Annotated in this window: 16 protein-coding genes; 6 read left to right on the top strand and 10 right to left on the bottom strand. The window is 58.9% G+C overall.

Features of this window, described 5'->3' with window-relative positions; translation table 11 throughout:
* Window positions 1-21: 21 nt before the first annotated feature.
* The 3 genes from catA to BLR08_RS12960 form a co-directional block, all read right to left on the bottom strand.
* Complete coding sequence (gene catA, locus BLR08_RS12970; RefSeq protein WP_072329629.1) at window positions 22-693, bottom strand: type A chloramphenicol O-acetyltransferase; 672 nt, start codon at window positions 691-693, stop codon at window positions 22-24.
* 324 nt (window positions 694-1,017) lie between these two features.
* The gene (locus BLR08_RS12965; protein ID WP_072329628.1) at window positions 1,018-1,875 is read right to left on the bottom strand and encodes an AraC family transcriptional regulator; all 858 of its coding nucleotides are present in this window, start codon (window positions 1,873-1,875) and stop codon (window positions 1,018-1,020) included.
* Window positions 1,876-2,101: 226 nt separating this feature from the next.
* Window positions 2,102-2,938 (bottom strand): sulfurtransferase, encoded by an 837-nt coding sequence (locus BLR08_RS12960; protein WP_072329627.1) that lies wholly within the window; start codon window positions 2,936-2,938, stop codon window positions 2,102-2,104.
* 137 nt (window positions 2,939-3,075) lie between these two features.
* Here BLR08_RS12960 and BLR08_RS12955 point away from each other — a divergent pair, with 137 nt between their 5' ends.
* Together BLR08_RS12955 and BLR08_RS12950 are read left to right on the top strand one after the other, a co-directional pair.
* The gene (locus BLR08_RS12955) at window positions 3,076-3,648 is read left to right on the top strand and encodes a GNAT family N-acetyltransferase (protein ID WP_083536990.1); all 573 of its coding nucleotides are present in this window, start codon (window positions 3,076-3,078) and stop codon (window positions 3,646-3,648) included.
* Window positions 3,649-3,686: 38 nt separating this feature from the next.
* On the top strand, window positions 3,687-4,274 hold the full coding sequence (locus BLR08_RS12950) for a nucleotidyltransferase family protein (protein ID WP_072329626.1): 588 nt from the start codon (window positions 3,687-3,689) through the stop codon (window positions 4,272-4,274).
* Between the two features lie 90 nt (window positions 4,275-4,364).
* On the opposite strand, the gene BLR08_RS12945 is transcribed toward BLR08_RS12950, so the two are convergent.
* Together BLR08_RS12945 and BLR08_RS12940 are read right to left on the bottom strand one after the other, a co-directional pair.
* Window positions 4,365-4,670: a 4a-hydroxytetrahydrobiopterin dehydratase gene (locus BLR08_RS12945; RefSeq protein ID WP_072329625.1), complete on the bottom strand. Its 306-nt coding sequence runs from the start codon at window positions 4,668-4,670 to the stop codon at window positions 4,365-4,367.
* Window positions 4,671-4,702: 32 nt separating this feature from the next.
* The gene (locus BLR08_RS12940; RefSeq protein WP_072329624.1) at window positions 4,703-4,996 is read right to left on the bottom strand and encodes a hypothetical protein; all 294 of its coding nucleotides are present in this window, start codon (window positions 4,994-4,996) and stop codon (window positions 4,703-4,705) included.
* A 185-nt stretch (window positions 4,997-5,181) separates the two neighbouring features.
* On the opposite strand from BLR08_RS12940, the gene BLR08_RS12935 reads away from it, so the two are divergent.
* Window positions 5,182-6,786 carry a hypothetical protein gene (locus BLR08_RS12935; RefSeq protein ID WP_072329623.1) on the top strand — a complete coding sequence of 535 codons (1,605 nt, stop codon included), beginning with the start codon at window positions 5,182-5,184 and terminating at the stop codon, window positions 6,784-6,786.
* Entirely contained in the window at window positions 6,774-10,007 is a 3,234-nt protein-coding gene (locus BLR08_RS31685; RefSeq protein WP_083536987.1) for a DEAD/DEAH box helicase, read from the top strand. Before BLR08_RS12935 ends, BLR08_RS31685 begins: the two co-directional genes overlap by 13 nt.
* A gap of 134 nt (window positions 10,008-10,141) precedes the next feature.
* Here BLR08_RS31685 and BLR08_RS31115 read toward each other — a convergent pair whose 3' ends face one another.
* Together BLR08_RS31115 and BLR08_RS12920 are read right to left on the bottom strand one after the other, a co-directional pair.
* Window positions 10,142-10,312, bottom strand: a complete 171-nt coding sequence (locus tag BLR08_RS31115) for a hypothetical protein (RefSeq protein ID WP_176835508.1) — start codon at window positions 10,310-10,312, stop codon at window positions 10,142-10,144.
* Window positions 10,313-10,324: 12 nt separating this feature from the next.
* The gene (locus BLR08_RS12920) at window positions 10,325-10,513 is read right to left on the bottom strand and encodes a hypothetical protein (protein WP_072329622.1); all 189 of its coding nucleotides are present in this window, start codon (window positions 10,511-10,513) and stop codon (window positions 10,325-10,327) included.
* A gap of 87 nt (window positions 10,514-10,600) precedes the next feature.
* Here BLR08_RS12920 and BLR08_RS12915 point away from each other — a divergent pair, with 87 nt between their 5' ends.
* A complete protein-coding gene (locus BLR08_RS12915) occupies window positions 10,601-11,365 on the top strand; it encodes an SDR family oxidoreductase (RefSeq protein WP_072329621.1) in 765 nt (254 codons plus the stop codon).
* Between the two features lie 239 nt (window positions 11,366-11,604).
* Here the strand turns inward: BLR08_RS12915 and BLR08_RS12910 are convergent, their stop codons facing one another.
* Complete coding sequence (locus BLR08_RS12910; RefSeq protein ID WP_072329620.1) at window positions 11,605-12,822, bottom strand: EAL domain-containing protein; 1,218 nt, start codon at window positions 12,820-12,822, stop codon at window positions 11,605-11,607.
* 188 nt (window positions 12,823-13,010) lie between these two features.
* Between BLR08_RS12910 and BLR08_RS12905 the strand changes: the two genes are divergently transcribed.
* Window positions 13,011-15,932, top strand: a complete 2,922-nt coding sequence (locus BLR08_RS12905) for an ATP-binding protein (protein WP_072329619.1) — start codon at window positions 13,011-13,013, stop codon at window positions 15,930-15,932.
* A 179-nt stretch (window positions 15,933-16,111) separates the two neighbouring features.
* Here the strand turns inward: BLR08_RS12905 and BLR08_RS12900 are convergent, their stop codons facing one another.
* Both BLR08_RS12900 and BLR08_RS12895 read right to left on the bottom strand, forming a co-directional pair.
* The gene (locus BLR08_RS12900) at window positions 16,112-18,346 is read right to left on the bottom strand and encodes a methyl-accepting chemotaxis protein (protein ID WP_072329618.1); all 2,235 of its coding nucleotides are present in this window, start codon (window positions 18,344-18,346) and stop codon (window positions 16,112-16,114) included.
* Between the two features lie 366 nt (window positions 18,347-18,712).
* The gene (locus BLR08_RS12895) at window positions 18,713-24,484 is read right to left on the bottom strand and encodes a HAMP domain-containing protein (RefSeq protein ID WP_083536985.1); all 5,772 of its coding nucleotides are present in this window, start codon (window positions 24,482-24,484) and stop codon (window positions 18,713-18,715) included.
* Window positions 24,485-24,923: the final 439 nt, after the last annotated feature.

The raw sequence follows: 24,923 nt of genomic DNA, 5'->3' as shown, positions 1-24,923 counted from the left end.
GCTCCAGCCTGTTACATGGTATTATGCGTTCGATCCGGCTCCTTCTAACCATTCCATACAACCATCCGCCATTTCTTGAAGCTCGTTAAATAACAAGCCGGCGTGATAGCCGTCGCAAACCGCATGATGGAACTGCGCCGATAAAGGCAGCCGTATTGTATTGTCCCGGCTATGGTATTTCCCAATCGTAAATATGGGTAGCAAGTAAGTCCCTTCGGTGTAAATGTTCAGGTTAAACCCCGTAAAGGCAACCCAGGGAATGCTGGAAATCGGGAACGTGTTGGGCGGTTCATGGGGATCGGGGAATAACTGCCCGGCATTCTTGTAGGTTTCCGTCTGGTGAAGATACCGAACATAAAATGTCATAAACTCCTCGCTGTACGGCGTCCATATGCTGGAAAAGGTTCTGTCCTCCTCGTGAAATATGGTGAAGCTGGGAGACATATGATCCCAGTAGCCCAACCGGCCCTCCGAATCGAAACAAGTTCGAAATTCACAGTAGCGATTCACCACTGTCGTAATCATATGGATCAAAGCGGGGTATAACTTAATTCCCTGCCGCTTTAGTTCCGTTCGCAGCAAAGTAATGTCAATGTCGGCCGTCATGCTGTACGTGCAGCGGACCTGATTCAAATAGTGTTCGAAATATGATTTTCTGGCCCAGCGATCCGTATCAATCAAATTGAAATTCATTTTTCACCCTCCTAAAATGTTTGTATTTTAAGAGGGACTATCCACTGCTTTAACCATATCCCTATCACGTTCCTCGTCGGTTTTATAGAGCGTTCGATCATTTTTCCGCAAGTTCCTGCTCCATAAATATACCATGACGAAACTTTCCCGCCAAAATCTTTCTTAAATACCAAGGTGAATCTTCATCTGTGGGCGGGTGAAGCCGAATGGAACGTCAACAAAGAGCAAGTGAAGCATGCTAGCGCTCGGAGGGTGGAAAAGCTACGGGTGTACGGAAAGAAAAGCCGGACTCCCTTACCCGGTAAGGAAACCCGGCTCTAATAGTTATTTTATGGCCAGCCATATTTCATTCAACGAATCCTGACTATAGGGATCCGGGTCAATATACGCTTCAATGGCTGCAATTTCAGCGAGCTCATACCCGTTCGACGGGACCCATTCTGAATAAATCTGCCTCCACGCATTTACCATCGCAGTCGGGGCATGTCCCCGCACTTCAAAAACGGCCCATTTAGAGGCGGGAATTTGAATGCTCTCTAAACCGCTTGAAACCTCCCCGGCATGCTCTGCAGCAATCCAATAATCAATCGTGCTCTTTTCAGCATTATAATTGTCGGTAATCCCTAATAAACCTTTAATTTCTCCGTTCATTAGTGGAATCAGCTTGTCGACCGTTCCATTTCCGTGGGCTTCACCCCAAAATCCGGCAATACCTGGACCTTTAGCTTCTTCGCCGCATGGACATTCACGTTTTACGCCAACTACTTGGAAAACATCTCTCTCAACAATCCGATATTTCATGGGTTCCGCTCCTTTCAAACTGACCTGAATTGTCAGGCGGTTATAAGATTGCAGCCTCCCCGCCCCTTTTCGTACTTCACTCGGGGTGACGCCATGCTGTTTACGAAAAGCTTTGGAGAAAGCCTCAGGAGTGTCGTAGCCATATTTGTAAGCAAGGTCGATGATTTTGCAATCTGTAGTGGATAACTCTTGCGCTGCCAAAGTCAGTCGACGTCGCCGAAGGTATTCCCCGACGGTGACATCCGTCAAAATCGTAAATGTGCGTTGAAAGTGAAAGGGAGAGACATTGGCTTGCCTGGATATTTCTTCAATTGTAATAGGCTCCAGTAAATGTTCTTCCATATAGTCTATCGCTCTTTGCAAAGATTCGACCATTGCCATATAGCCCAGCTCCTAATGAAAATTATAATGATAATGTTACCGTCCATCCTGTTATTTTGTGCTCTGTGCGGACTGTTTTTATGGCCGGCTGCGCGGTTCCTGCAGCTGCATTCTCCAGCTTCCTGTGTGCAAGCTGTCGGACGAAAGCCAAAAAAAGGGCCGCAACAGCCTGCTTCCCAGCAACCTGTCACAACCCTCAAACCCGCGTCCGGCGCGGCCTTACGCCTTACTCTTCCCCTGTCGCCACCGGGTTCTCGCTGTACGAAACCCAGTCGCTCCAGCTTCCCGCATACAGCTTGACATTGCCGAAGCCTGCCTGCTGAAGCGCCAGCACATTCGGGCAGGCGGTGACGCCGGACCCGCAGTACACGACGATCTCCTCCGCCTCCTTCAGATCGGCGAACCGGTCCGCCTGCTCGGCGGCAGGACGCCATAGACCACCCTCGGTCAGCCCATCCTTCCAGAAGCGGTTCTTCGCGCCGGGAATATGGCCGGCGACCGGATCGATCGCTTCCTCCAGACCAGCGTAGCGGCGAGGCTCCCGTGAGTCGATCAGCACGGTTCCCGGGCGGCCCAGCCGCTGCTTTACGTCGTCCATGGACAGCACCAGCTCCGGGCGCAGCCGCGGCCGGAACTCGGCCGCACGTTCTACCGGCGGCTCGTCGGTTACCGGGTAGCCCGCTTCCTTCCATCTCGTGTAGCCTCCGTCCAAAATCGCAGCGCGCTCATGCCCCATGTAGGCGAGCAGCCACCACAAGCGGGAAGCCATCGCGCCGCCCTGATCGTCGTAAGCCACGACGAATGCCCCCGCGTCTACCCCGATAGCCCCAAGCTTCGCAGCCAGCTTCTCCACGTCAGGCAGCGGGTGACGCCCGCCGTGCGCAGCCTTGGGAGCGGACAGGTCTTCCTCCAGATCGAGATAGAACGCTCCGGGAATATGGTCAGCTTCGTAGTCCTTCCTTCCGCTTGTCGGATTCCCCAATGCAAAGCGGCAGTCGACAATCACGATATGATCGTCGGTGCCATGCTCGAATAACCATTCCTGACTGACCACATGCGACAAATCCAGTCACTTCCTTTACCGGGATGATTTGCTGTATAGTTACCAGTATACACCGGAACGACGCTGTGGCGAAAGTCAGCCCAAGCTCCTTTGGGCTTTCGGCCCGGTTCATCCGGGACAAGGAGGGTTGCTGCCATATGACAGACAAACGCGCAAACGACCGCCGGACAAGCTTATCCGGTACCCATACAAGCCGCCTGGCGGAAACGGAGCAAAACCGCACCGACTGCGGGCAATCCTCTCCGTTCCGCATAGCTCCGCTTCTGCTGGAGCATTGCCGGGACATCTGCGAGTGGCGCTACGAGCCCCCGTACGACATCTACGCCTGGCAGCCTTGGGAGCTGATGGCCTCCCTTCAGCAAGAATTTGGCGACCCTCAGCTGCGCGAGGAGCAGTATCGGGCCGTGCTCGACGCACAGGGCGGACTGTGCGGGTTTGCGCAATTTTTCCCGATGGCTGCGGTGACGCGTTTGGGTCTGGGGATGCGGCCGGACGCCTGCGGCCAGGGAAGCGGAGCGGAATTCGTCCGGGCCATCGCTGCCGAAGCGCGGAGGATGAAGCCGGAGGATGAGATCGACCTCGAGGTGCTGACGTGGAATAAGCGGGCTATACGCGCCTACCGGCGAGCAGGCTTCGTCATCACAGACACGTACGAGCGGATGACGCCGACCGGTGAGGCTGAATTTCATTGTATGGTATGGTCGGAATAGAGCATGGCCAACACGATAAATAAAGGAGCTGTCGCAGCATGTTCAACGAGCACCGGGAAACGCTGAGGCTGATCGCCTCCCGGCTGCATTCCGCAAAGGTCGAATGGGCGCTTGGCGGTTCAGCGCTGCTCGCGCTGTACGACTTGGCCGATCAGGTAAATGATCTGGACCTGCTTGTCGCCGCCGAAGACGCAGAAAGGGCCCATGACGCGCTGAAGCCCCTCGGAGCATTCACTGCCATGGAGCCCCGGGAGCCCTTCTGCACCGCCTATTATGCCCGCTGCTCGATCAACGGGACAGGCGTGGATATGATGAGCTTATTCGGCATCCGCCACGAGCAAGGCGTATACCGGCTGGACTGGCATGCGGAGGAAGCAGACGAAACCTTTCGCTTGCCAGACGGGGACAGCGGCGCCGCAACGGATATCCCGCTATCTGCGCTCGAGGACTGGTACGTGCTGTACAGCTTGATTCCCGGACGGATGGCCAAGGCCGAGCGCATCGCCCGCTACTGGACCCGGCACGGTGGCCCGGCGCGGCATCGTCTGCAGCAGGCATTAGCCCGAGAGCTGCCCGACTTCCTGCGTGACCGGGTGCTTCAGCTGCTGCAGGACGCCGGGCAATAAGCAGGCGGCGGCTATCTAGCATGTACGGGGAATTGGTGCAGCCCCCGGGCTTGCCCGCTCAGGAGTCCGTATCTGGATGCGGAGGCCCCTCTACGGCCGCATAACGGCAAAAGCCTCATCGAACCGCTCGGCGACGGTAAAGTCCAGCCGGGTGAGCCCGCCTGCGCTCCAGGTCGTCAGCCGCAGGGTGACGACCTTGTAATCGATCGCGATCAGCGGATGATGCTCCTCCTCCTCGGCGATCCGCGCCACTTCGCCGACGAAGGCGACCGCTTCGGGAAATGATCCGAACCGGTACCGCTTCGAGATCCAGCGGCTGTCTCCCTCGTCTTGGAGCCAGCCCGGCCTTGCGGCAAGCAGGGCCGCTGCGGCTTCTTCCGTCAGCTTGCTTCTCATCGCAACCGTCCCCCTTTCCCCAGCGGGGTTATTTACACCAGATGGATCACTCTAGTAAAGGAATCTCCGCGATCCAGCCGGATCAGATGCCGCTTCGCGTCATGCGTCACCTGGCAATCCCCCACGCTCATGGACGACTCCGTCCCTAGTCCGTAGAACAGATCGTCCGCCAGCGTCTGCATACATGCAGTCCTATCTTCGGGCGCCAGCTCCGCCCAGTCCGCTTCCTCCATCTCCAGAAATTCGTGACAGCCGTCCACCGCTTGAAGCGCTTCCGTAAAATCCCCGATAATGTCCTTGTATTCCCGACCGAACTTAACTCCCATAGCTTATCCATCCTCCCTTGGCCGAAACCGGATATATTGCCTTCATTGTACCTGCAAATCCGCCGCAGCCGCAACCGGACCGCTGCCAGAATCCGGCTGCGGCAGGCGCGCCTGTCAGGGCCCGCGCATTCATATGCAAAATCTGGTACACTATAAGGATAGACAAAACGAGCGGAGGGCAACACATGCTCAAGCTGCAGATCCCGAAAAATCGAATAACGATGTTGGCCCGGTATCTGCGCGACCACTTTGATGCGGATCAGATTGAAGCCGGATGGGACTGCTTCCACAAGCGGCGCGTCGAGGAGATCGAGCTGAAGCACGGGCTGGAGGTACACGCGCTGGTGCGAGCCGCTAAAACCTTCGAGGTCATCCTCGATCTGGAGTCCGCCGGGCGCAGCGAGTGCAGCTGTACGGAAGGCGAGTACTGCCAGCACAAGGCCGCGGTCATATTCGCGCTGTACGTGCCTTACGGCAGGCCCGAGCTGATGCTGCAGCAGCTGAAGCAGGCCATCCTCGTGCGCAACCGGCAGCAGCAGACGCGGCAGTCGAACCGCATCGCAGAGAAAAAACAGCAGGAGCGGCTGGAGCCGCCGACGCCGGAACAGCCGCCGAGCCGATGGCAGCGGTTTTTCGATCAGCAGTTTTACGGATTTTCCTTGAATCAGCAGCAATCGATCGAGCAGTTCTACACCAGCGCGCAAACGCTGCTGACTCCGTACGGCGAAGACTGGGAGCAGAAGCTCCGGCAGCTGTACGATTTCCATATTTTGCTGTTCGTCATGCGAAAAATTGAGCATTTTTATGCCGATACGCAAAACTCGTATATGTCCTATTACATCGAGACGGGCTGCAAGGCCGTAGCCAGACAATGCCATGAAGAATTCCAGCAGCGACTCCCCCGCATGAATGTGACCGGGATTGCCAAAACTTACCCGGCCTACTGGAAGGAAACACTGGCCCTGATCGGTGAAGAAGCGCTCACCGGCAAGGATTCGCCGCTGTCCTGGTCGACGGTGTATCGCGGGATCTGGTGGCGCATGGCCTCCGAAGAGCGCTGGATTCAGACCGAGCGTCTGCGGATACGGAAGCTGCAGCAGGCTCCAGAGACAGGCACGCGGCGCAAGGACGCTTTGCTGCTGGCCGAGGCCCACTTCGACCTGCTGGAAGCCGGGGATGAAGCCGCCCGGGAGAAGCTGGATCAGCTGTCCCGCAAGGAGCCGCGCGACTTTTTTCTTTACCTGCATGACTGCTATGCGGAAAGGAACTGGCCGCGGATGCTCGCTTGGCTGCGCTGGCTGCTGCCCTTGATGCAGCGGGCCCAGCAGGAGGACCTGCGGCAGTTCTGCCACTACTGGATCGAAGCGGTCCAGCAGCAGACGGGAGACGACAGCGAGTGGGTGGAAGTGATGGTGGCGCTGCTGCCGAGAACCTACAGCTTCTACACAACTTACTTGATGAAGTCCGGGCGTTACCAGGCGTGGGTCGATCTGCAGCTGGCGAGCCGCGTGTCTCCGCTGGACCTGTACGGGCCGGACCTGGCTGCGGCCGAGAAGCATGATCCGTCGCTGACGCTTCCTTTGTACCATCAGGCGGTGGAGAGATGCATAGCGGAGAAAAACCGGACCGCCTACCAGCATGCGATGAAGCTGCTGAAAAAATTGCACGGCATCTACTCCAAGCTGCAGCGGCAGGTCGTCTGGGAAGACTACATGTTCCGGCTGGCCAGCAAGCATGCCAGACTGCGCGCGCTGCAGGAGGAGCTTCGGAGGGGAAAATGGATTCCATGATCGATACGACCGCGATTCGCGTGCATATACGATGGGCGCAGCAGGACGGCTTCTTCATCTGGGGGACGCGCTACAATAATGGAATCTGCGACGCTTACGCGCTGAAGGACTGGATGTTCGCTTGGCATGCGCCCTCCTTCTACGGCGCCTTCATCGAAGTGACGGAAGCGGCCGGAGTAGAAGGATTGTTCCTGCCTGCGCTGGAGGCCTTGCATTACTTGGCGGCTCCCGCGATGGTTCAGCATCAGAAGCTCACGCCGGACACCGACTTTGCCCTGCTCACAAGGCTCGCCGCTCCGGTGCGCGACGCGCTCGCGGCGGGACGCTTCATGCCCGATTTCGCCAAATGGAAAGCAGGCGAGCTCGGCTGGAAGCTGGAGCTGCCGGAGCGCGCCGCAGTCTGGGCCGCATCTGCGCTGGCCCGGCAATGGATGGAGCGGCTTATCCCGCTGTGGATCGAGTCCGACGGCGTTATGCGGGAGCACCTGAAGCGTCTGGAGCGGTCCTTTCCGTTGTTCCGCCGCGGGGGACAGACAGCGGACACCGACGTTTGGATGGATGAGGAAGACTGGCTGGTCTCCATCGGATGGCAGTCGGACGGCACGCCGTTCCGCACCTGTCTGAAGCTGGAAGAAGCGGCGGCGGCCGGCGGGGAGTGGCCGCTGCGCATCGTCCTTCAGGACCGCGCAGACAAGGAGAAGCTCATTGAGCTGCCGGCCGCCGCTGTTCGGAGCTGGGCGGAAGCGGAGCTTGAACCGGGCGAGGCCGGCGTGCCGCCTCGTGGTGCGGAGGCAGGTGCTCCGCCTCGTGGTGCGGAAACAGGAGCGCCGGCTTACGCTGTAGAGACAAGGGTGCCAGGGGCCGGCGCAGAGACGGGCGCTCCCGCAGGCGGCGCAGATGCGGCGGCGGCGAACACGACGGGAACTGCGGATGCAGCGGCTGCCCCGGATATGGAGAAGCTGCCCGCGGAGTGGCGGCCCCATATTCTCCGCGCCGTCCGGGATACGGACAAATGGACCCGGATGGCGCCGTGGCTCGCAGACGAAGAAGACGGCAGGCTGCGCAGCGGCCTGACGCAGGACGAAGCATGGCTGCTGCTGACCCAGGGCAGCCTGAGGCTGATGGAAGCCGGCTATTCGGTCTTTCTGCCGGCCTGGTGGGAGCGTATCCGCAAGTGGAAGCCGCGGCTCAAGGCCAAGATCAAATCGTCCGTCGGCACAGGCCCCGGGTCCACGCTCGGATTGAATCAGCTGATGCGCTTCGACTGGAAAATCGCGCTGGGCGACCTGGAGCTGACCGAAGCAGAATTCCGCGAGCTGCTGGCGCAGAACCGCAAGCTGGTCCAGATCCGCGGGCAGTGGGTTCAGCTTGATCCCGCCCATCTCGACCAGCTGCAGCAGGTGATGAAGCAGGTGCAGAAAAAGCAGGGCCTCACGCTCAGGGACGTGCTGGAGCTGCACCTGCTCGGCTCCTCCGAGGGCGAGGAGGATTTGGACTTCCATCGTTCCCTGCAGATGGAGGTCGAGCTGAACGAGCATCTGCAGGAGCTGGTCGAGCTGTTGAACCATACGAAGCGTCCGCCTCTGCTGGAGCCTCCGGCCTCCTTCCGCGGGACGCTGCGTCCCTATCAGCTGGAGGGCATCTCCTGGCTGCTCTTCCTGCGGCAATGCGGGCTTGGCGGCTGTCTGGCCGATGACATGGGCCTCGGAAAGACGATCCAGATGATCACTTATCTGCTCCATCTGCGCGAGCAATCCGGCAACCCCGCAGGCGAAGCCGAGGCGGACCAAAGCGCAGCGGACGGGCGGGCAGCCGGGGCTGGCCGCTTGCCGACGACGGGATACGGCCATATGGCGAAAGAAGCCGCAGAGAACGATACTGGGCCGCTCAAACAGGGAGCGCCTGGACACGGAAGCCCTTCGCTGCTCGTCTGTCCGACCTCCGTGCTGGGCAACTGGCAGAAGGAGCTGCAGCGCTTCGCTCCGAATCTGCGGGTGCATCTGCATTACGGTCCGAACCGGACCAAAGGCGAAGCCTTCGCCGCAGCGGCCAGCGCCTGCGATATCGTGCTGACGACCTATACGCTATCCCATCTGGACGAAGCGGAGCTGGCGGCGATCGAGTGGGAAGCGATCTGTCTTGACGAAGCCCAAAACATCAAGAATGCCTATACGAAGCAATCCTCCTCGATCCGCAATCTGAAGGGACGTCATCGGATCGCACTGACGGGAACGCCTATCGAAAACCGGCTGACGGAGCTCTGGTCCATCTTCGATTTCCTGAATCCCGGCTATCTGGGCACCTTGCGCGACTTTACCCAGCGGTACGTCAATGCGATCGAGCGGACGCAGGACGCGGAGCTGATCGGCAAGGTGCAGCGTCTCATCCGCCCGTTCCTGCTGCGGCGCGTGAAGAAGGACCCTTCCATCCAGCTCGATCTGCCGGATAAATACGAATACAAGTCGTATATTTCCCTGACCGCGGAGCAGGCAACCTTATACGAAACCTATATCCGCGATATGTTCGAGCGGCTCGACAAGCTGTCGACGATGGAGCGGCGGGGGCTTATATTGGCTGCGCTAACCAAGCTGAAGCAAATCTGCAATCACCCCGGACTCGCCGGCGGGCTCGGCAATGCCGCTCAGGCGCGGCTGGACTGGCGGCAGCGGTCCAACAAAGTGGAGCGGCTGCTGGAGATGGTGCAGGAGCTGCGCCAGGAGGGCGACAAATGCTTGATCTTCACCCAATTCGTGGAGACCGGCCATCTGCTGCAAAGAGCGCTGACCGAGGAATTCGGGGGTAAAATTCCGTTCCTGCACGGCGGCACCGTCAAGGCGGAACGGGACCGGATGATCGATGCGTTTCAAGAAGGCGATGCCGCCGATGCGGACAATGCCGGCATTTTCCTTCTGTCGCTCAAGGCCGGCGGGACAGGGCTGAATCTGACGGCGGCCAACCACGTCTTTCATTTCGACCGCTGGTGGAATCCGGCTGTTGAAAATCAGGCGACCGACCGGGCGTTCCGCATCGGACAGACCCGCCATGTGCAGGTGCACAAATTCGTGACGCTCGGCACGCTGGAGGAGCGCATCGATGAGATGATCGACCGCAAGCTCGGCTTAAGCCAACAGATCGTCGGCACCGGCGAGCAATGGATCACAGAGCTGTCCACCAGCGATCTGAAGGATCTGTTCGCCTTAAGGAGCGAGTGGGTTGACTGAGCCGAGCCACGGTTCCTTCAAGCAGAGCCTGCCATAAGCTTCTTCCCGTTGCCTGCGCAGGGGAAAAGCTGGCGAGCACGGGCGGCCCTCCACGCAGACTGGGAGGCCGAAAGGCGAGCGCCATCCCGCCTTCATCAGCCGGGCAACCTGAGCTGCCCCCGGCTGACCGGGCGGCCGAAGAACAAGCGCCGTACCGCGTACATCCAGCCCGTATAACCGGAGCTGCCCGGCAAATCGGGCTGCCTAAGGCCGGGCGCCGGAAGCGGCGGCCAAGCCAGCCACCGGACTCCCTTCTTGCTCCGCATACCAGCTGCTGCTCATGCAGCGGCAACGGCAAGAACCGTTCCATCACCCGACGGGTGGCAGAACGGTTCTTTTTTTTGCAGCGAGGCTTTCGCAAAAGCAAGCTTCTCGACAAAAATACAGCTCTCATGCATGCCCCCCGGCCCAAGCCCCGCTTTCCCCGCTTTCCCCGCAACAGCAAGCGTGAACCGTACCTTAGGCACGCTCCTTCCCCCGAATGAGAAAGCAACATTTCAAAATTTCTCCTGTGGTACAACAGAAATGAACTAAAAAAAGGAGCTGATACGACAATGAAAACGCTGCAAGGCAAGATCGCGCTGGTTACAGGAGCAAGCCGGGGGATTGGGCGGGCCATCGCGGGACGATTGGCGCAAGAAGGCGCCGCGGTAGCCGTTCATTTCGGCAAAAACCGGACCGCTGCCGAAGAAGTCGTTCGCGAGATCCAGCAGAACGGAGGGAAGGCATTTTCCGTAGAAGCCGATCTCGGCTCCGCCGACGGCATACAAGCTCTCTACGCCGCCTTCGATGAAGCGTTGAAGCAGTATACGGACGGCGCTTCCTTCGATATTCTGGTCAACAATGCCGGAATCGGCCTTGTCGCCTCCATCGAGGAAACGACGGAAGCCGCCTTCGATGAGGTCATCGCCATCAATGTGAAAGCTCCCTTTTTCCTGATTCGGGAGGCTCTTCCCCGGCTGCGGGACGGCGGCCGCATCGTTAATCTGTCGTCATTCGTCACTCGGGTGTCCTTGCCCGGCATTCCCGCATACAGCATGTCCAAGGGAGCCATCGACGCGCTAACGCTCGCCTTGGCTCCACAGCTCGGCCCGCGCGGCATTACGATCAATGCGATCCAGCCCGGATTCGTCGCCACGGATATGAATGCGGCCGCGCTGCATAACCCTGCGGCGCGCCAATCGGCGGCCGGCTTCTCAGTCTTCGGCCGCTGGGGAGAACCCGCCGATATAGCCGATATTGCCGTCTTCCTGGCCTCTCCCGCCAGCCGCTGGATTACCGGCCAATGCATCGACGCCAGCGGGGGATCGCATCTGTAGCCGCCCGGCGGCTCAGATGCTTGCCCTTGGTATGATGCAACGGACAGCACTTGTCGTCCGCACTCACAGCACGCAGTCGCGACGCCTTACGCAGCACTCGCCGCCTTCCCTCACGGCGCGCAACCCGCGACACATACTTGCCGCCTCCACTCCCAACAAGCAGTCGCGGCATCCGGCTGCCGCTTGCCCGCAGCCGCAAAAGCCTGGCCCCCCGGCCAGGCTGTATTTCCAGTTTGTCTTCACCCGCCCGCCAAATCAATCTCCAGATCAAAAAATATGTAATGCGCCTCCCCCAGCGGCTCCGAATACGTCTGCATGGAACGCGAGGTTTCAAGGTCCGTGTACGGCTGTGACAGGCAGCCTTGCCCCCCATGCTTCATCTGCAGCACAGTGGGAATGAAGTACGGCCGCCAGATCCAGTTCGACCCCTCGTAAGCGGCATCCCGGCGCCAGCTGCCGTCCGGATTCCGGGTATAGTTCGACGACACCTGGAAGCCCTCTTCCCGGCATATGTACATCCGCACGACATTCTTGTCCACATGGCCGGACAAGGTCTGCAGCAGCGCATCCGCCTCTGCGGGCGTCCGGGCTCCTGACCGGGCCGAGAGCAGCGTCCGCAAGCCGCTTGCCGCCGAGAACAACGCCCGGTGGCGCTCCAATTCGCCGTGCGTGTAGAGCGCGATATGCTCGCGCAGCAGCGGCTCGTAAGCTTCCTTGCGCTGCAGCTCGGCCTCCGCCGGCGAGAACAGAAAACCCTGCACGTACCTCGCGCCCACTTTTAACGCATAATGCAAATCCTCCTTCGTCTCGACGCCTTCCACCAGCATGGAAGCGCCCATCTGCGCAGCCAGAATGGAAAAGGAGTTCAACAGCGCGTGGTAGCCCTCGTGCCTGGCCCCCTTCTTCATCAGCTTCAAGTCGATCTTTAGAATATGGGGCTGCAAGGAGGCGATACGGTCATAATTGCTGTGACCGCTGCCGATATCGTCGATCGCGATCGTGCAGCCCGCTTCCCGGTATAAGCCGATCATCTCCGACAGCTCCTCCAGCTTCCCTGAGAATGGCTCCTCGGTTATTTCCACCACGATCCGCGACGGATCGAGCCCATGGCGCTCGGCCATCTGCAGCGTGGGCAGCTCGCTGACCCGTCTGGCTTTCCGATAGATCCATGACGGCTTCAGGTTCAGAAACAGACGCTCTTCTCCCGGCGCCCGGGCCATAGCTGCAATCGCCTGCTCCCGGATCAACCGGTCTACCTTCACCAGCCGTTCGTCAGGCAATCCGCTTTGCTGGAAAAAGGGGCCCAGACTGCGTACGACTCCGCCCGCCACATGCCGCCCCAACGCTTCATAGCCGATGATATGCTGCGTCTGCAGGGACAGAATCGGCTGGAAATAGGGGGAAATCTCCGCAGCAGCAGGGACCTGGGCGGCAGAAGCAGACTCCGAATTTATCATGATTTGTTCCTCCTAACGCCTTAACCAGATTGTTCGAATTCGGGCAGCGCTGCCAAATCTTCCACAGGCACTGCAGCAGATCGGCACTCACTAAAACTAAACCGATCTTTAGGGTAAAAAGGATTCATTTCTCCATTTGTCGAATAAAAGAGAATTAATACTTAAATTGAGTTAGGATGGTCCTCCTTATGAAAGCATCGCATTCCCGCACGTCCATCGTTTATCCGATCATCCTGGTCGTCCTGCTCGTCCTCATCAGTCTGTCGAGCTTCGTTGCCTCGTCCAATACGGAGGGCAAAATAAACAGTCTGGTTGACTCCATCATCCCGATGAACGATCTCGCGGACAGCCTGCTCATCGACCTGATCAACATGGAAACCGGCCTGCGCGGCTACGAGCTGTCCGGGGACGAAACATTCCTGGAGCCGTACCACCGGGGCAAAAGCAAGCTGCAAATCGACTTGGCCGGCATGACCGAGTTCGGACAGTCCTATCCGCGGCTCCGCGAGCTAATGACCGACAAGGCTCTGCCGCTTATTTCGCAGATGGAGAGCCATTACGCCAATCAGATTAACCTGTTCGACAACGGGCAGCGAGAGAAAGCACTGAACCTGGTCTCGACCGGCAAAGCTTATATGGACAGCTTCCGGCTGGTCCAGCAGGAGCTGAAGGACGAGATTGACAAGATGGCGACTGACGCGCGCCAATCGGCTCATCAGGCGGAGCTGCTGGCCAGATTGATCATCGGTGTCGGAGGCTTACTCGCCCTTGCCGTCGGCGTATTGTCCGTCCTGATCTTCATTCGGGCCAGCCGGGCCGAGAGCGCGCTGCGCAAAAGTGAGGAAACCTACCGGTATATGGCAGAAAACCTCGAAATTCAGAATGAGGAAATTATCGCCCAGCAGGAGGAACAGGAAGTCACGCTCGAGAAGCTGTCCGCGCGGGAACGCGAGCTGGAGGCGATCAGCATGTACCAGGAGAAGCTGAGCGGCTCGGCCCGCCTGGAGGCCTTCCTCCGCGACTCGATTCCCGCCCTGCTAGAGACGCTTCAGCTGGATTCGGCGATGCTCGTGCTAAGCCGCGCCGCCGGAGAGCGGGTGTCGGGCACGGAAGACAATCCCGCGGAAGCCGATGAACCGGTCTTCGAGCCGGTCTTCTCGATCGGCTATCCGTCCAAGCTGACGGCCGTCCGGCAGAGCGAGCTTTACGGGACCGCTCGCCGCGTGCTTGAAGAGAAGCGGATGCTGGAGTCCGTCCGGCAGCCCTCCGAAGCGGAGTGCGGCTTCCACCAAGGCATCGACAGAGCGGTCGACTATTATTTCCCTTTGCTCGACGAACAACAGGAGAGCGTCGGCTTCCTGATGCTGACCGGCTACCAGACGACCTCCTTCGAGCATCGGGCCAGAATTGCGCAAGGGCTCATCCGCCAGTTCAGCCTTGCCTTCATGGTCCAGCAGGCCAACGAAGCCCGGAACAGGCAAACCGCGCGGCTGGAGCAGCTCAACTTGCAGCTGCTGCAGGAGAAGCAGCTGATTCAGGAGCAGAGCGATGTGATCGGCAACATTTTGCAATCGACCCACGAGGGCATGGTGATGTGCGATAATCGCGGCCGCATTATGTTCGCGAACCATCGGATGCTCGAGCTGTCCGGCATGGAGCATCCCGTAGGCGCGCCTCTTCTGGACCTGAGCCGGCATATGCTCGCCGGGTCGGACGCCGGACGCCAGGCGCTTGCCTCCTTCGAGGAGCTGCTCGCCGGCAAACTGGACCGTTTCTCGGAGCGCTTTCCCCTCGCGTCCGGCGAGCAATCGCGATACGTGGAGCTTTACGCCACCAAGGTCGGCGACTCCGCGCTCCAGCAAGAGCAAGGATACCTGTTTGTGTTCCGCGACCGGACGGAGGAAGAGAAAATCGACGAGTTGAAAAATGAATTCATCAGCATCGTCTCTCACGAGCTCCGGACCCCGCTGGCCAGCGTGCTTGGCTTCATCGAAATTTTGCTGCACCGCCAGCTGACGCCGGAGAAGCAGCAGAGATATCTGCAAACGGTCTATAAAGAAGCAACCCGTCTATCCACGCTGATCAACGACTTTCTCGACCTGCAGCGGATGGAAGCCGGCAAGCAGGAATACCGGCTGCTTCCGCTGGAGCTGGGCGAGCTGATACGGGAAGCCGCCGGGCAATGGAGCAGCAGGCAGAGCCACACGATCCGCCTGCACCTGCCCGAGCAGGAAGTCTGGGTTCGCGCCGATGCCGACCGCCTGATGCAGGTGGCGCATAACTTGCTCAGCAACGCCATCAAGTACTCGCCGAATGCCAGTCAGGTGGATGTCTTCCTCGAGGCCGACGGCGACCACGTCCGCTTCCGCGTGCAGGATTACGGACTCGGCATCCCGGAGGAAGCGAGGGACAAGCTGTTCTCCAAATTTTACCGCGTCGACAATTCCGACCGGCGCCAGATCGGCGGGACAGGGCTTGGCCTGTCGATCGTCCGCGAGATCGTAGAGGCCCATCAAGGAACGATCGATTTCGAATCGGTTATGGGCCAGGGGAGCGTATTTACCGTAACGCTCAGCGCCTATCGCGGCATGAATCCGAATCATGGCATCCTGCTTCTTGAGGATGACGACAACCTCGCCAAGCTGATTCAGGTGGGCTTGCAGAAACTGCAGCTGCCGACCGTCCATCTGCGTTCCGCCGAGGAGGGGCTGCTCGCGCTGGAGAGCCATCCCCAAACGCCGCCCCGGCTGTGCATCGTGGACATCGGGCTCGAAGGGGCCAAGAGCGGCTGGGATTTCATCGCCGAGCTGTACCGCCACCCCAAGCTGCACCGGACGCCGGTCATCGTCTCGTCCGCCATGGACCCCCCTCTCGATTACCGGGAGAAGGAAGGGGAAACCTACCTGCGCAAGCCGTTCTCCATGGAGAAGCTGCTGCAGGTCGCCGAGCAGCTGCTGCAGCGCAGCGAGCAGCGGCCGACCTACGTGTTTCCTTCGGGGGATGAAGGGCTCATCCGCTCCAGCCTGGCCCGCCAAGGCATCGAGATCGATTCGGTAACCTTGAGCGCAGACCATATACAGATCGAACCTAAGCCCCAGCGGGAGGACTAGACTCGCGGGGATCATAAGCTCCCGAGCCGGCGACCGGGCCATTCCCCGGTCGCCTGTTTGCCACATAGCCCCGGAAATCCGGCGCATAACGCGCAGCCCGCGGCCGGTCGGGGTTTCTATTCGCTGTGTCCAACTCCCCATAGGCTCTCCGGCTTTCCGGCCTCCTATTGACCGGACTTCTAGCGTATGCGCGTTTCGTTCAGCTGGAACTGATTGACGAGCTGCTCCAGGAATGCCGTAATCGACTCGACACGCTTGCTGGTCAGCTTCACCTGCCCGGTATCCGCCATCAGCTCCTGCACATTGCCCTCCACCTCGCGGGATATGAGCCGGTTATCCTTGCTGATCCCCGCGATGCGCTCCATCAGCCGGACCACCTCGTCGATCACCTGCATCTTCAGGGAATCATTGCCCGAAGCATCGCTTAGCAATTCGGAAGCGGCCGCCGCCAGCACGCTGCCCTCCTCCACTACCCGGCTTCCTTCCTCCATGGAAGCAAATGCCTTCTCCGCATGAGCCGATATGCGCTGGATAGTGTCGTGAATCTCCTCGGTGGACTGCCGGGTCAGATCGGCCAGCTTGCGAATCTCGGAGGCAACGACGGCAAAGCCCTTGCCGTGCTCGCCTACCCGAGCCGCCTCGATGGATGCATTCAAGGCCAGCAGATTCGTTCTCGCCGATATCTCTTCAATCACCTGCAGCACACTGCTGATCTCCCCGGTCGTCTCCATGAATGTCCCTATCGTCCGATGCGTCTCCTCCACCTTGGAGGTGATGTGAGACATCTTGTCGCCGATCCGCTCCACTTCATGATGCGCTACGGCGATCTGGCCGGATGCGTGGCTTTCGAGCTCGCGCAGCGTTTGCTTCATCTCCTCGACGGCATCCTTGGCTTGATCGATATCCTGAAGCTGCCTGCGCAGCGAACGGATCATATCGCCAATCTTGCCGTTCATCCGCTCCGTAGAGCCGGCGGTCGCATCGGTCGAGGCATGGAGCTGCCGCTGACTGGACAGCACATCAGCCGCCGCCCGCTTCACTTGCAGCATAACCCCCTCCAGCGAGTCGATCATATTATTGATCCATTTGGCCAGCTCCCGCGATTCGTCCCCCCGGAAAAGCTCCGGCTTCAGTCGCTGCGTCAAGTCGCCTTTCCCCTCGGCGTTCATCCGGATAAACCGCATGATCTGCTGCAAGTAGCCGGACAGCGGCGACGTCCCCTTGCGATACAATACCGAGGCAATCAACAGGCCGATCACGGCCTGGAGCAGACCGGCAGCCAGGCCCGTCAGCCAGAACGGCATGCTTTCCCGCGCCAGCAGCCCGATGATCCCGGCCGCGACGACAGCTCCGATGCCGATCCAGGGCAGCTGCAGCCGGAACAGCCGCCAATTCATTCCGCGGACCCGGTATACCTCCTCCAGATCCCCTTCGCACATCATTCCCCACAGATCGGGACAATGCGCCAGCCGGAACGTGACCCCCTTGCCGATGACAGGAATATGCCGATAATCCGAATAACCGGGGAAAGCGACGAACAGATGGCTGCCGTTCTTGATCGTGTTCGCTACGCCGGGGTGAAGCTCGCCTGTAGCCGGATCGGTGAAACGAAGCTCGAGCTCCGTATGCTCCCTCACCGTCACCTTCCCCCAATCCGTCGTCACGCCGTCCTTCAGGTTCTCGCCGTGCGTAAAAGTCCGATCCTCGAATCGGCTCCGGGATAATGCCGTACCGGGCGCGATATGCGTCAGCGGTCCGGCGGCAGCCATGAACAAATAATTGTCTCCCGAATCGGGATACACATGGCCGGACTCCCGCTGGATCAGATCGCCGATCACATCATTGGGCACCCGGCCGCAGAGCGCCCCTCGCCATCCGCCTTCCTGCCCGAACGGTAAAATAAACAGCAGCGTCATCTCATCGTGGAAGCTCGAAGTGCTCGGTCCGATCCTCATGGTTATCGGATCGGCATACGGGCCGAACAAGCAGCGCCCGCCCTCCCCCTGAGAGCGGGAGTACTGCAGGCCGGGACCGATCACGCTCTGGTCGCCGTACGCGGCAGCGACGTGAGGCTTGTAGGTGGAGTAGATGACCTTGCCCTGCTCATCCAGCACGAACAGCTCGGAGAAGTCCGGCGCCCTCTGGCGCATGGAGGCGCAGTACGCGTCCCAGCCTGACATATCCGGTCCGGAAGCTGCCTCTTCCCCCCGGACCGCGACGGCCCCATCGTCCGTCAGCCTCTCCAGAAGCCGGTCCAGATGCCCCCAATACTCGTCCGCCCAACCGACCAGCAGCTCCCGGCGAGTCGCTGCGATCCCTTCGAAGATATCCTCCACATCTTTCTTAAGCCCCCGGTTAAGCCGATACGACCACCAGAGGGGCAACCCCCGGCGAAATCCTAGCCAATCAAACATTTCCCCCACCTACCTTCGACTGGTCTATATTATTTATGTCATGTATTATAACACAAATAATGAGATTTTCACTGTATTTTATGTATTTCGAACTATTGAAATGGGGGTTTTTTCGAAAACAGCCCCAGCTCAAGATAGGTTTTCTGTCATAATTTCTGATACCTAAGAATCAAGCCTGACCGAAGTTCCGTCGGATCGCCGTACAACATGCAGACCGGGAGCTTAAACCCTTCCTCCCCAGAATCCGCTGGCAGCGCGCCAGGGAGCAAGCAGCAAAAACCCCTGTCGCCGACTATTCAACGGCAACAGGGGTACGAAAATTTACGTGAGATAGCATGACATCCGCCGGACGAACGGAGCAGCCGGTTACTTCGATTTGGGCGAGGCGAACAGCGGGTACACAGCCTGCGTCTTCGCCTTGGCCGCCCTGGACCGCTCCAGCCAATCCCGGATCATCGTCAGCAATTGGGCGCTGTTCACGGGCTTGGTGATGTAGTCGGAGGCGCCGGCCTCCAGGCATTGCTCCCGGTCTCCCTTCATCGCCTTGGCGGTCAGCGCGATGATCGGCAGCTCCCGATACTCCGGCTTCTGCCGGATGGCCCTCGTCGTCTCGTAGCCATCCATCACCGGCATCATAATATCCATCAAAATAATCTCAATATCCGGCGTCTGCTCCAGCAGATGGATCGCATCGTGACCGTTCTCCGCCGGAATCACCTTCATGTTGTGACGCTCCAGAATGGTCGTCAGCGCGAAGATGTTGCGGATATCGTCGTCAACGACCATGACCTTCTTGTACTCGATCATATCGTCGGATTGATGCAGCTTGACGAGCATATCCTTGGAGTCCTGCGGCATATCCTCCGATTTTCGATGCAGGAACAGCGTCGTCTCGTCCACGATCTGGATCGGCGAGGTCACCTCCTTGACCACAGCCGACCTCATCAGCTCCTCGAGCTCATCCTCTTCATCCGGCGTCAGCTTCTTGCTGCATTTCACGATAATAGGCAAATATTTATGCTTGGCGTTCTTCTGAACTTCCCGCACGAAGGCGGCAAATCCCATATCCGGCACATGATTGTCGCACAGGATGCAGTCGAACGTCTTGGACTTCAGCTGATTGAGCGCCTTGCGCGCCGTATCGACGACCACGATCTTCAGATCGTCTCCTTGGACCAGCTTGGTGAACTCGCTGCGCTGCTCTTCCTCTCCTGCCATCACAAGAAGATGGTGGACCGGCCGGTCGGCGAAGCCGCTCAATTGATCGATTGCCTTCTCCAGCTCTTCATTGGTCACAGGCTTGCAGAGGTATTCGTACACGCCTTTGCGCATCAGCCCGACTTCGTTCTCTTCAACCGAAATGACGCAGATCGGCACATGGCGGGCATGCAGGTCGTTTTTCAGATGCTCAATCACGAGCCAGCCGTCCATATCCCCCAAGTTCAGATCCAGCGTAATCGCCGCCGGCTTATACTTCAGCGCCAGGTCCAGCGCTTCCGAGCCCTTCGTCGTGATCACCGCCTTGATGCCCTTGCGGTGCAGCGCCTCCAGCAGAATTTCATTAAATTTCAGATCATCCTCAATGACCAGAAACACGCGATCGCCAGGCTCGATGTTCTCGCGGTCGTCGATCATCGCCGGATCGGCTGCCGGCGCGAAGGTTCGCATCCGTTTGGGAGGCGTGACGTCGATAACTTCCGGCACATATTTGGCCTTCGGCTCCGGTTCGGGCGGCTCTCCCCCCTGGAAGGGCAGATACAGATTGAATGTACTTCCCTTGCCCAATACGCTGTAGAGGGTAATCTCGCCGCCGAGCATCGTGGCAATTTCCCGCGATATCGCAAGCCCCAGTCCCGTGCCGCCATACTCGCGGTTGGTGCTGCCGTCCGCTTGCTGGAAAGCCTCGAAAATAATCTGCTGCTTCTCCAGCGGAATTCCGATCCCCGTATCGCTGACCGAGAAGCACAGCACCAGCGGAGCCCGCTGCAGCGCCTCCGCCTCCCGGCTCCAGCCCTCGTAGGCCCGGCGGATGACCAGCTGCACCTCGCCGCTGAGTGTGAACTTGAACGCATTGGACAGCAGGTTCTTCAGGATCTGCTGCAGCCGCTTGGGATCTGTGAGAATCGTCTGCGGCACGCCCGGCTCAGTCCGGATGCGGAATTCCAGCTCCTTCTCATTGACCATATGACGGAACGTGCGGTCCAGGCTATCCGTCAGCTCCTGCACGCTCGTCTCGCTGTAATCCGGCGAAGCCGTGCCTGACTCGATCTTGGACAGATCGAGAATATCGTTGATCAGGTTCAGGAGCTCCAGCCCCGACTCCTGAATGGTCTTGGCATATTTCACCTGATGCGTGCTTAGGTTCTCATCCGGATTTTCGGAGAGCTGCTCGGCCAGCAGAAGCAAGGAATTCAGCGGCGTCCGCAGCTCATGCGACATGTTCGCCAAAAACTCGGACTTGTACCGCGACGTCAGCGCAAGCTGCTCGGCCTTTTCCTCCAGGACCCGCTTGGCGACCTCGACCTCGTTGTTCTTGCTTTCGACCTCCGCCTTCTGAAGCACGAGCAGCTTGGCCTTGTCCTCCAGCTCTTCGTTCGTATTTTGCAGCTCCATCTGCTGCTTCTGCAGCTCTTCCGTCAGCGACTGGGACTGCGCGAGCAGCTGCTCGGTGCGCTGGTTCGCCTGCATCGTATTGATCACGATCCCGATCGATTCGGTCAGCTGATCAAGGAACGCGACATCGATCTCGCTGAACGCCCGGAACGAGGAAAGCTCCAGCACGGCAAGCACCTGGTCCTCGAATATAATCGGCAGCAGCACGATGTTCAGCGGCGCGCTTTCTCCGAGTCCCGAGGAGATGACCACATAATCCGGGGGCACATTCGTCAGCAGAATGCGCTGCTTCTCGATCAGGCATTGCCCGACCAGCCCTTGTCCGGCGCGGAATTCGCTGGACAGGTGCTTGCGCTGCTGGTAGGCGTAGCTGGCGAACAGCTTAAGCACGGCTTCCCCGCCGACCGGCTCATTGATATAGAACACTCCGTGCTGCATCGAGACGAGCGGAGCCAACTCGGAGAGAATCATCCGGCTGACCGCGTACAGATCCCGCTGCCCCTGCAGCAGTCTGGAGAACTTGGCCAGGTTCGTCTTGAGCCAGTCCTGCTCGGTATTGATACGGGTCGTCTCCTTCAGATTACGGATCATCTCGTTGATATTGTCCTTCAGTGTAGCGACCTCGCCCGCCGCCGCCACATCGATCGAGCGGGACAGATCGCCCTTGGTTACCGCCGTGGCGACGTTCGTAATCGCGCGCACCTGAGTCGTCAGCGTGCTCGCCATGTAGTTAACGTTATCGGTCAGATCGCGCCAGGTGCCGGCTGCGCCAGGCACGTTCGCCTGACCGCCCAGCTTGCCCTCCGCGCCGACCTCACGCGCAACCGTTGTTACCTGATCGGCGAACGTGGCCAGCGTATCGATCATATTGTTGATCGTATCCGTCAGCTCCGCGATCTCGCCCTTCGCATCGACCGTCAGCTTCTGCTTCATATTTCCGTTCGCTACGGCCGTTACGACCTTCGCGATGCCGCGCACCTGATCGGTGAGGTTCGTCGCCATAATATTAACGTTGTCGGTCAGATCCTTCCAGATCCCCCCGACTCCGCGCACCTGCGCCTGACCGCCGAGCTTCCCGTCCGTGCCGACCTCCCGAGCGACCCGGGTAACCTCGGAGGCGAAGGAGTTGAGCTGATCCACCATCGTGTTGATCGTATTTTTCAGCTCCAGCAGCTCGCCTTTGACATCGACGGTTATTTTCTTGGACAGGTCCCCGTTTGCAACCGCCGTCGTCACGCCCGCGATGTTCCGCATCTGGATCGTCAGGTTGCTCGCCATGTAGTTGACCGTGTCGGTCAAATCCTTCCACGTGCCCGAGACGTCCTTCACATCGGCCTGCACGCCCAGCTTGCCCTCGGTGCCGACCTCGCGCGCCACGCGCGTTACTTCGGAGGCGAAGTTGCTGAGCTGATCCACCATCGTATTCATCGTGATCTTCAGCTCAAGAATTTCGCCCTTCACGTCAACCGTGATTTTCTTGGACAAATCGCCCTTGGCGACGGCGGTCGTCACATCGGCGATATTGCGCACCTGGTCGGTGAGATTGCGGGCCATGCTGTTTACGCCCTCCGTCAGGTCCTTCCACGTTCCGCCGACTCCCTTGACCTGGGCTTGGCCGCCGAGCTTGCCCTCGGTGCCGACCTCCCGCGCCACGCGCGTGACCTCGGAAGCGAAGGTCGACAGCTGATCCACCATCGTATTGATCGTGTTTTTCAGCTCCAAAATCTCGCCCTGCACATCGGCCGTTATCTTCTTCGACAGGTCGCCGTTCGCGACCGCCGTCGTGACGACCGCGATGTTGCGCACCTGATTGGTCAAGTTGGACGCCATGTAGTTGACGCTTTCCGTCAAATCCCGCCATGTCCCGGCCACTCCGCGCACCTGCGCCTGGCCGCCCAGCATGCCAAGCGTGCCGACCTCCCGCGCCACGCGCGTTACCTCGGAGGCGAAGGTCGAGAGCTGCTCCACCATCGTGTTGATCGTATTTTTCAGCTCGAGAATTTCGCCCTTGGCGTTAACGGTGATCTGCTTGGACAAATCGCCCTTCGCGACCGCCGTCGTCACCTCGGCGATATTGCGCACCTGATCGGTTAAGGTGCCGGCCATAAAGTTGACGCTGTCCGTCAAGTCCTTCCAGGTGCCCGAGACATCCTGCACATCGGCCTGACCGCCCAAAATCCCTTCCGTCGACACCTCGCGCGCGACGCGCGTGACCTCTGACGCAAAGTTGCTGAGCTGATCGACCATGATGTTGATTGTGCTCTTCAGCTCCAGAATCTCGCCCTTGGCGTCGACCGTGATCTTCTTGGACAAGTCGCCCTTCGCGACCGCCGTCGTCACCTCGGCGATATTGCGCACCTGATTCGTCAGATTCGACGCCATGTAGTTGACGCTTTCCGTCAGATCGCGCCAGGTGCCGGCCACTCCGCTGACCTCGGCTTGTCCGCCAAGGATGCCCTCCGTGCCGACCTCCCGCGCCATCCGCGTCACTTCGGAGGCGAAGGTGCTGAGCTGATCGACCATCGTGTTGATCGTATTTTTCAGCTCCAGAATTTCTCCCTGGACATCGGCCGTTATTTTCTTGGACAAATCGCCGTTGGCGACAGCCGTCGTCACGACCGCGATATTGCGCACCTGATTCGTCAGATTGGAAGCCATATAGTTAACGCTTTCGGTTAGGTCGCGCCATGTGCCCGACACGCCCTTAACGTCCGCCTGGCCGCCCAGCTTGCCTTCCGTGCCGACCTCCCGCGCCACGCGCGTCACCTCGGAGGAGAATGTCGACAGCTGATCGACCATCGTATTGATCGTGTTTTTCAACTCCAGAATCTCGCCCTTGGCGTTGACCGTAATTTGCTTGGACAGATCGCCGTTGGCGACAGCCGTCGTGACAGCCGCGATATTGCGCACCTGATCGGTCAGATTGCTGGCCATATTATTGACGCTATCGGTCAAGTCTTTCCAGGTGCCCGACACGCCCTTGACGTCCGCCTGGCCGCCCAGCTTGCCCTCCGTACCGACTTCCCGCGCCACGCGCGTTACCTCGGAGGCGAAGGTGCTGAGCTGATTGACCATCATATTAATATTAGTCGCGGTTCGCTGAAATTCGCCGGTCAATGCCCGGCCCTCGAATTCAAGCTCCACCTTCCGGGACAAATCCCCTTGAGCGACCGCATTGATCACGCGGACCATCTCGCTGGTCGGCTGAATCAGATCGACGACGAGGCCGTTGAGCGATTCCACCACCGTTTCCCAGGAACCGCCTGTATTTTTGTGTACGAATCTGCGTGAGAGCTTCCCTTCCTTCCCCACTACCTTGGCAACGGTCTGCACCTCATGAACCAAGCTTTCCTGCATATCCATAATCTCGTTGAACGTATCAGCGATTTTGCCGTTGATCCCCGTATGGTCATAGGGCATACGGTAAGAAAAATTGCCTTTCTTCAAGGCCATCAATGCATTCAACAATTCGCCCGTATGTACCTGATCGCTTATCGACTCTTGATTTCGGTCTTGATCTGCCATAGTGTTGATCCTCTCTACACGTTGTATACTAGCTGCTGCCATGCTGATAGCTATGGTTAGATTGCTTGCGCGAGGGAAACTCTCAACTATGTATTCTACTATGGGCGGAAATGCTTGTCATTGAGCGAATTTGTCGATATTCGTAGAAACGAGTCAGGTGACAGCAGAATATAGATTTTTTTCGTAAAGAATCGTTAAGCGATGAGCGTATTTTGGATATTCATGGCATACCTGGATATCCGTGTGCAGCGAAGGGTTTTCCGGCTTGGGCAAACAAGAAAAAACCTGGCCATCGGTCAGGTCCACGAAGATCTCTGCGTACGTTTCCCCGCTTTTGGTGAGTGGGAAGGAATGGATATGGGATTCCAACCGCTCTTGAAGTTATGTCCCACTGGAATCCATTTAGCGGTAAGGATATGACATCAAAGGCGGCCGCTTT

Origin of the sequence: Paenibacillus sp. cl123 (genome assembly GCF_900101595.1) — a bacterium.
Classification (GTDB): domain Bacteria; phylum Bacillota; class Bacilli; order Paenibacillales; family NBRC-103111; genus Paenibacillus_G.
Note: the sequence above shows the minus strand (reverse complement) of the source record. Positions and strands in the feature narration are given on the sequence as shown.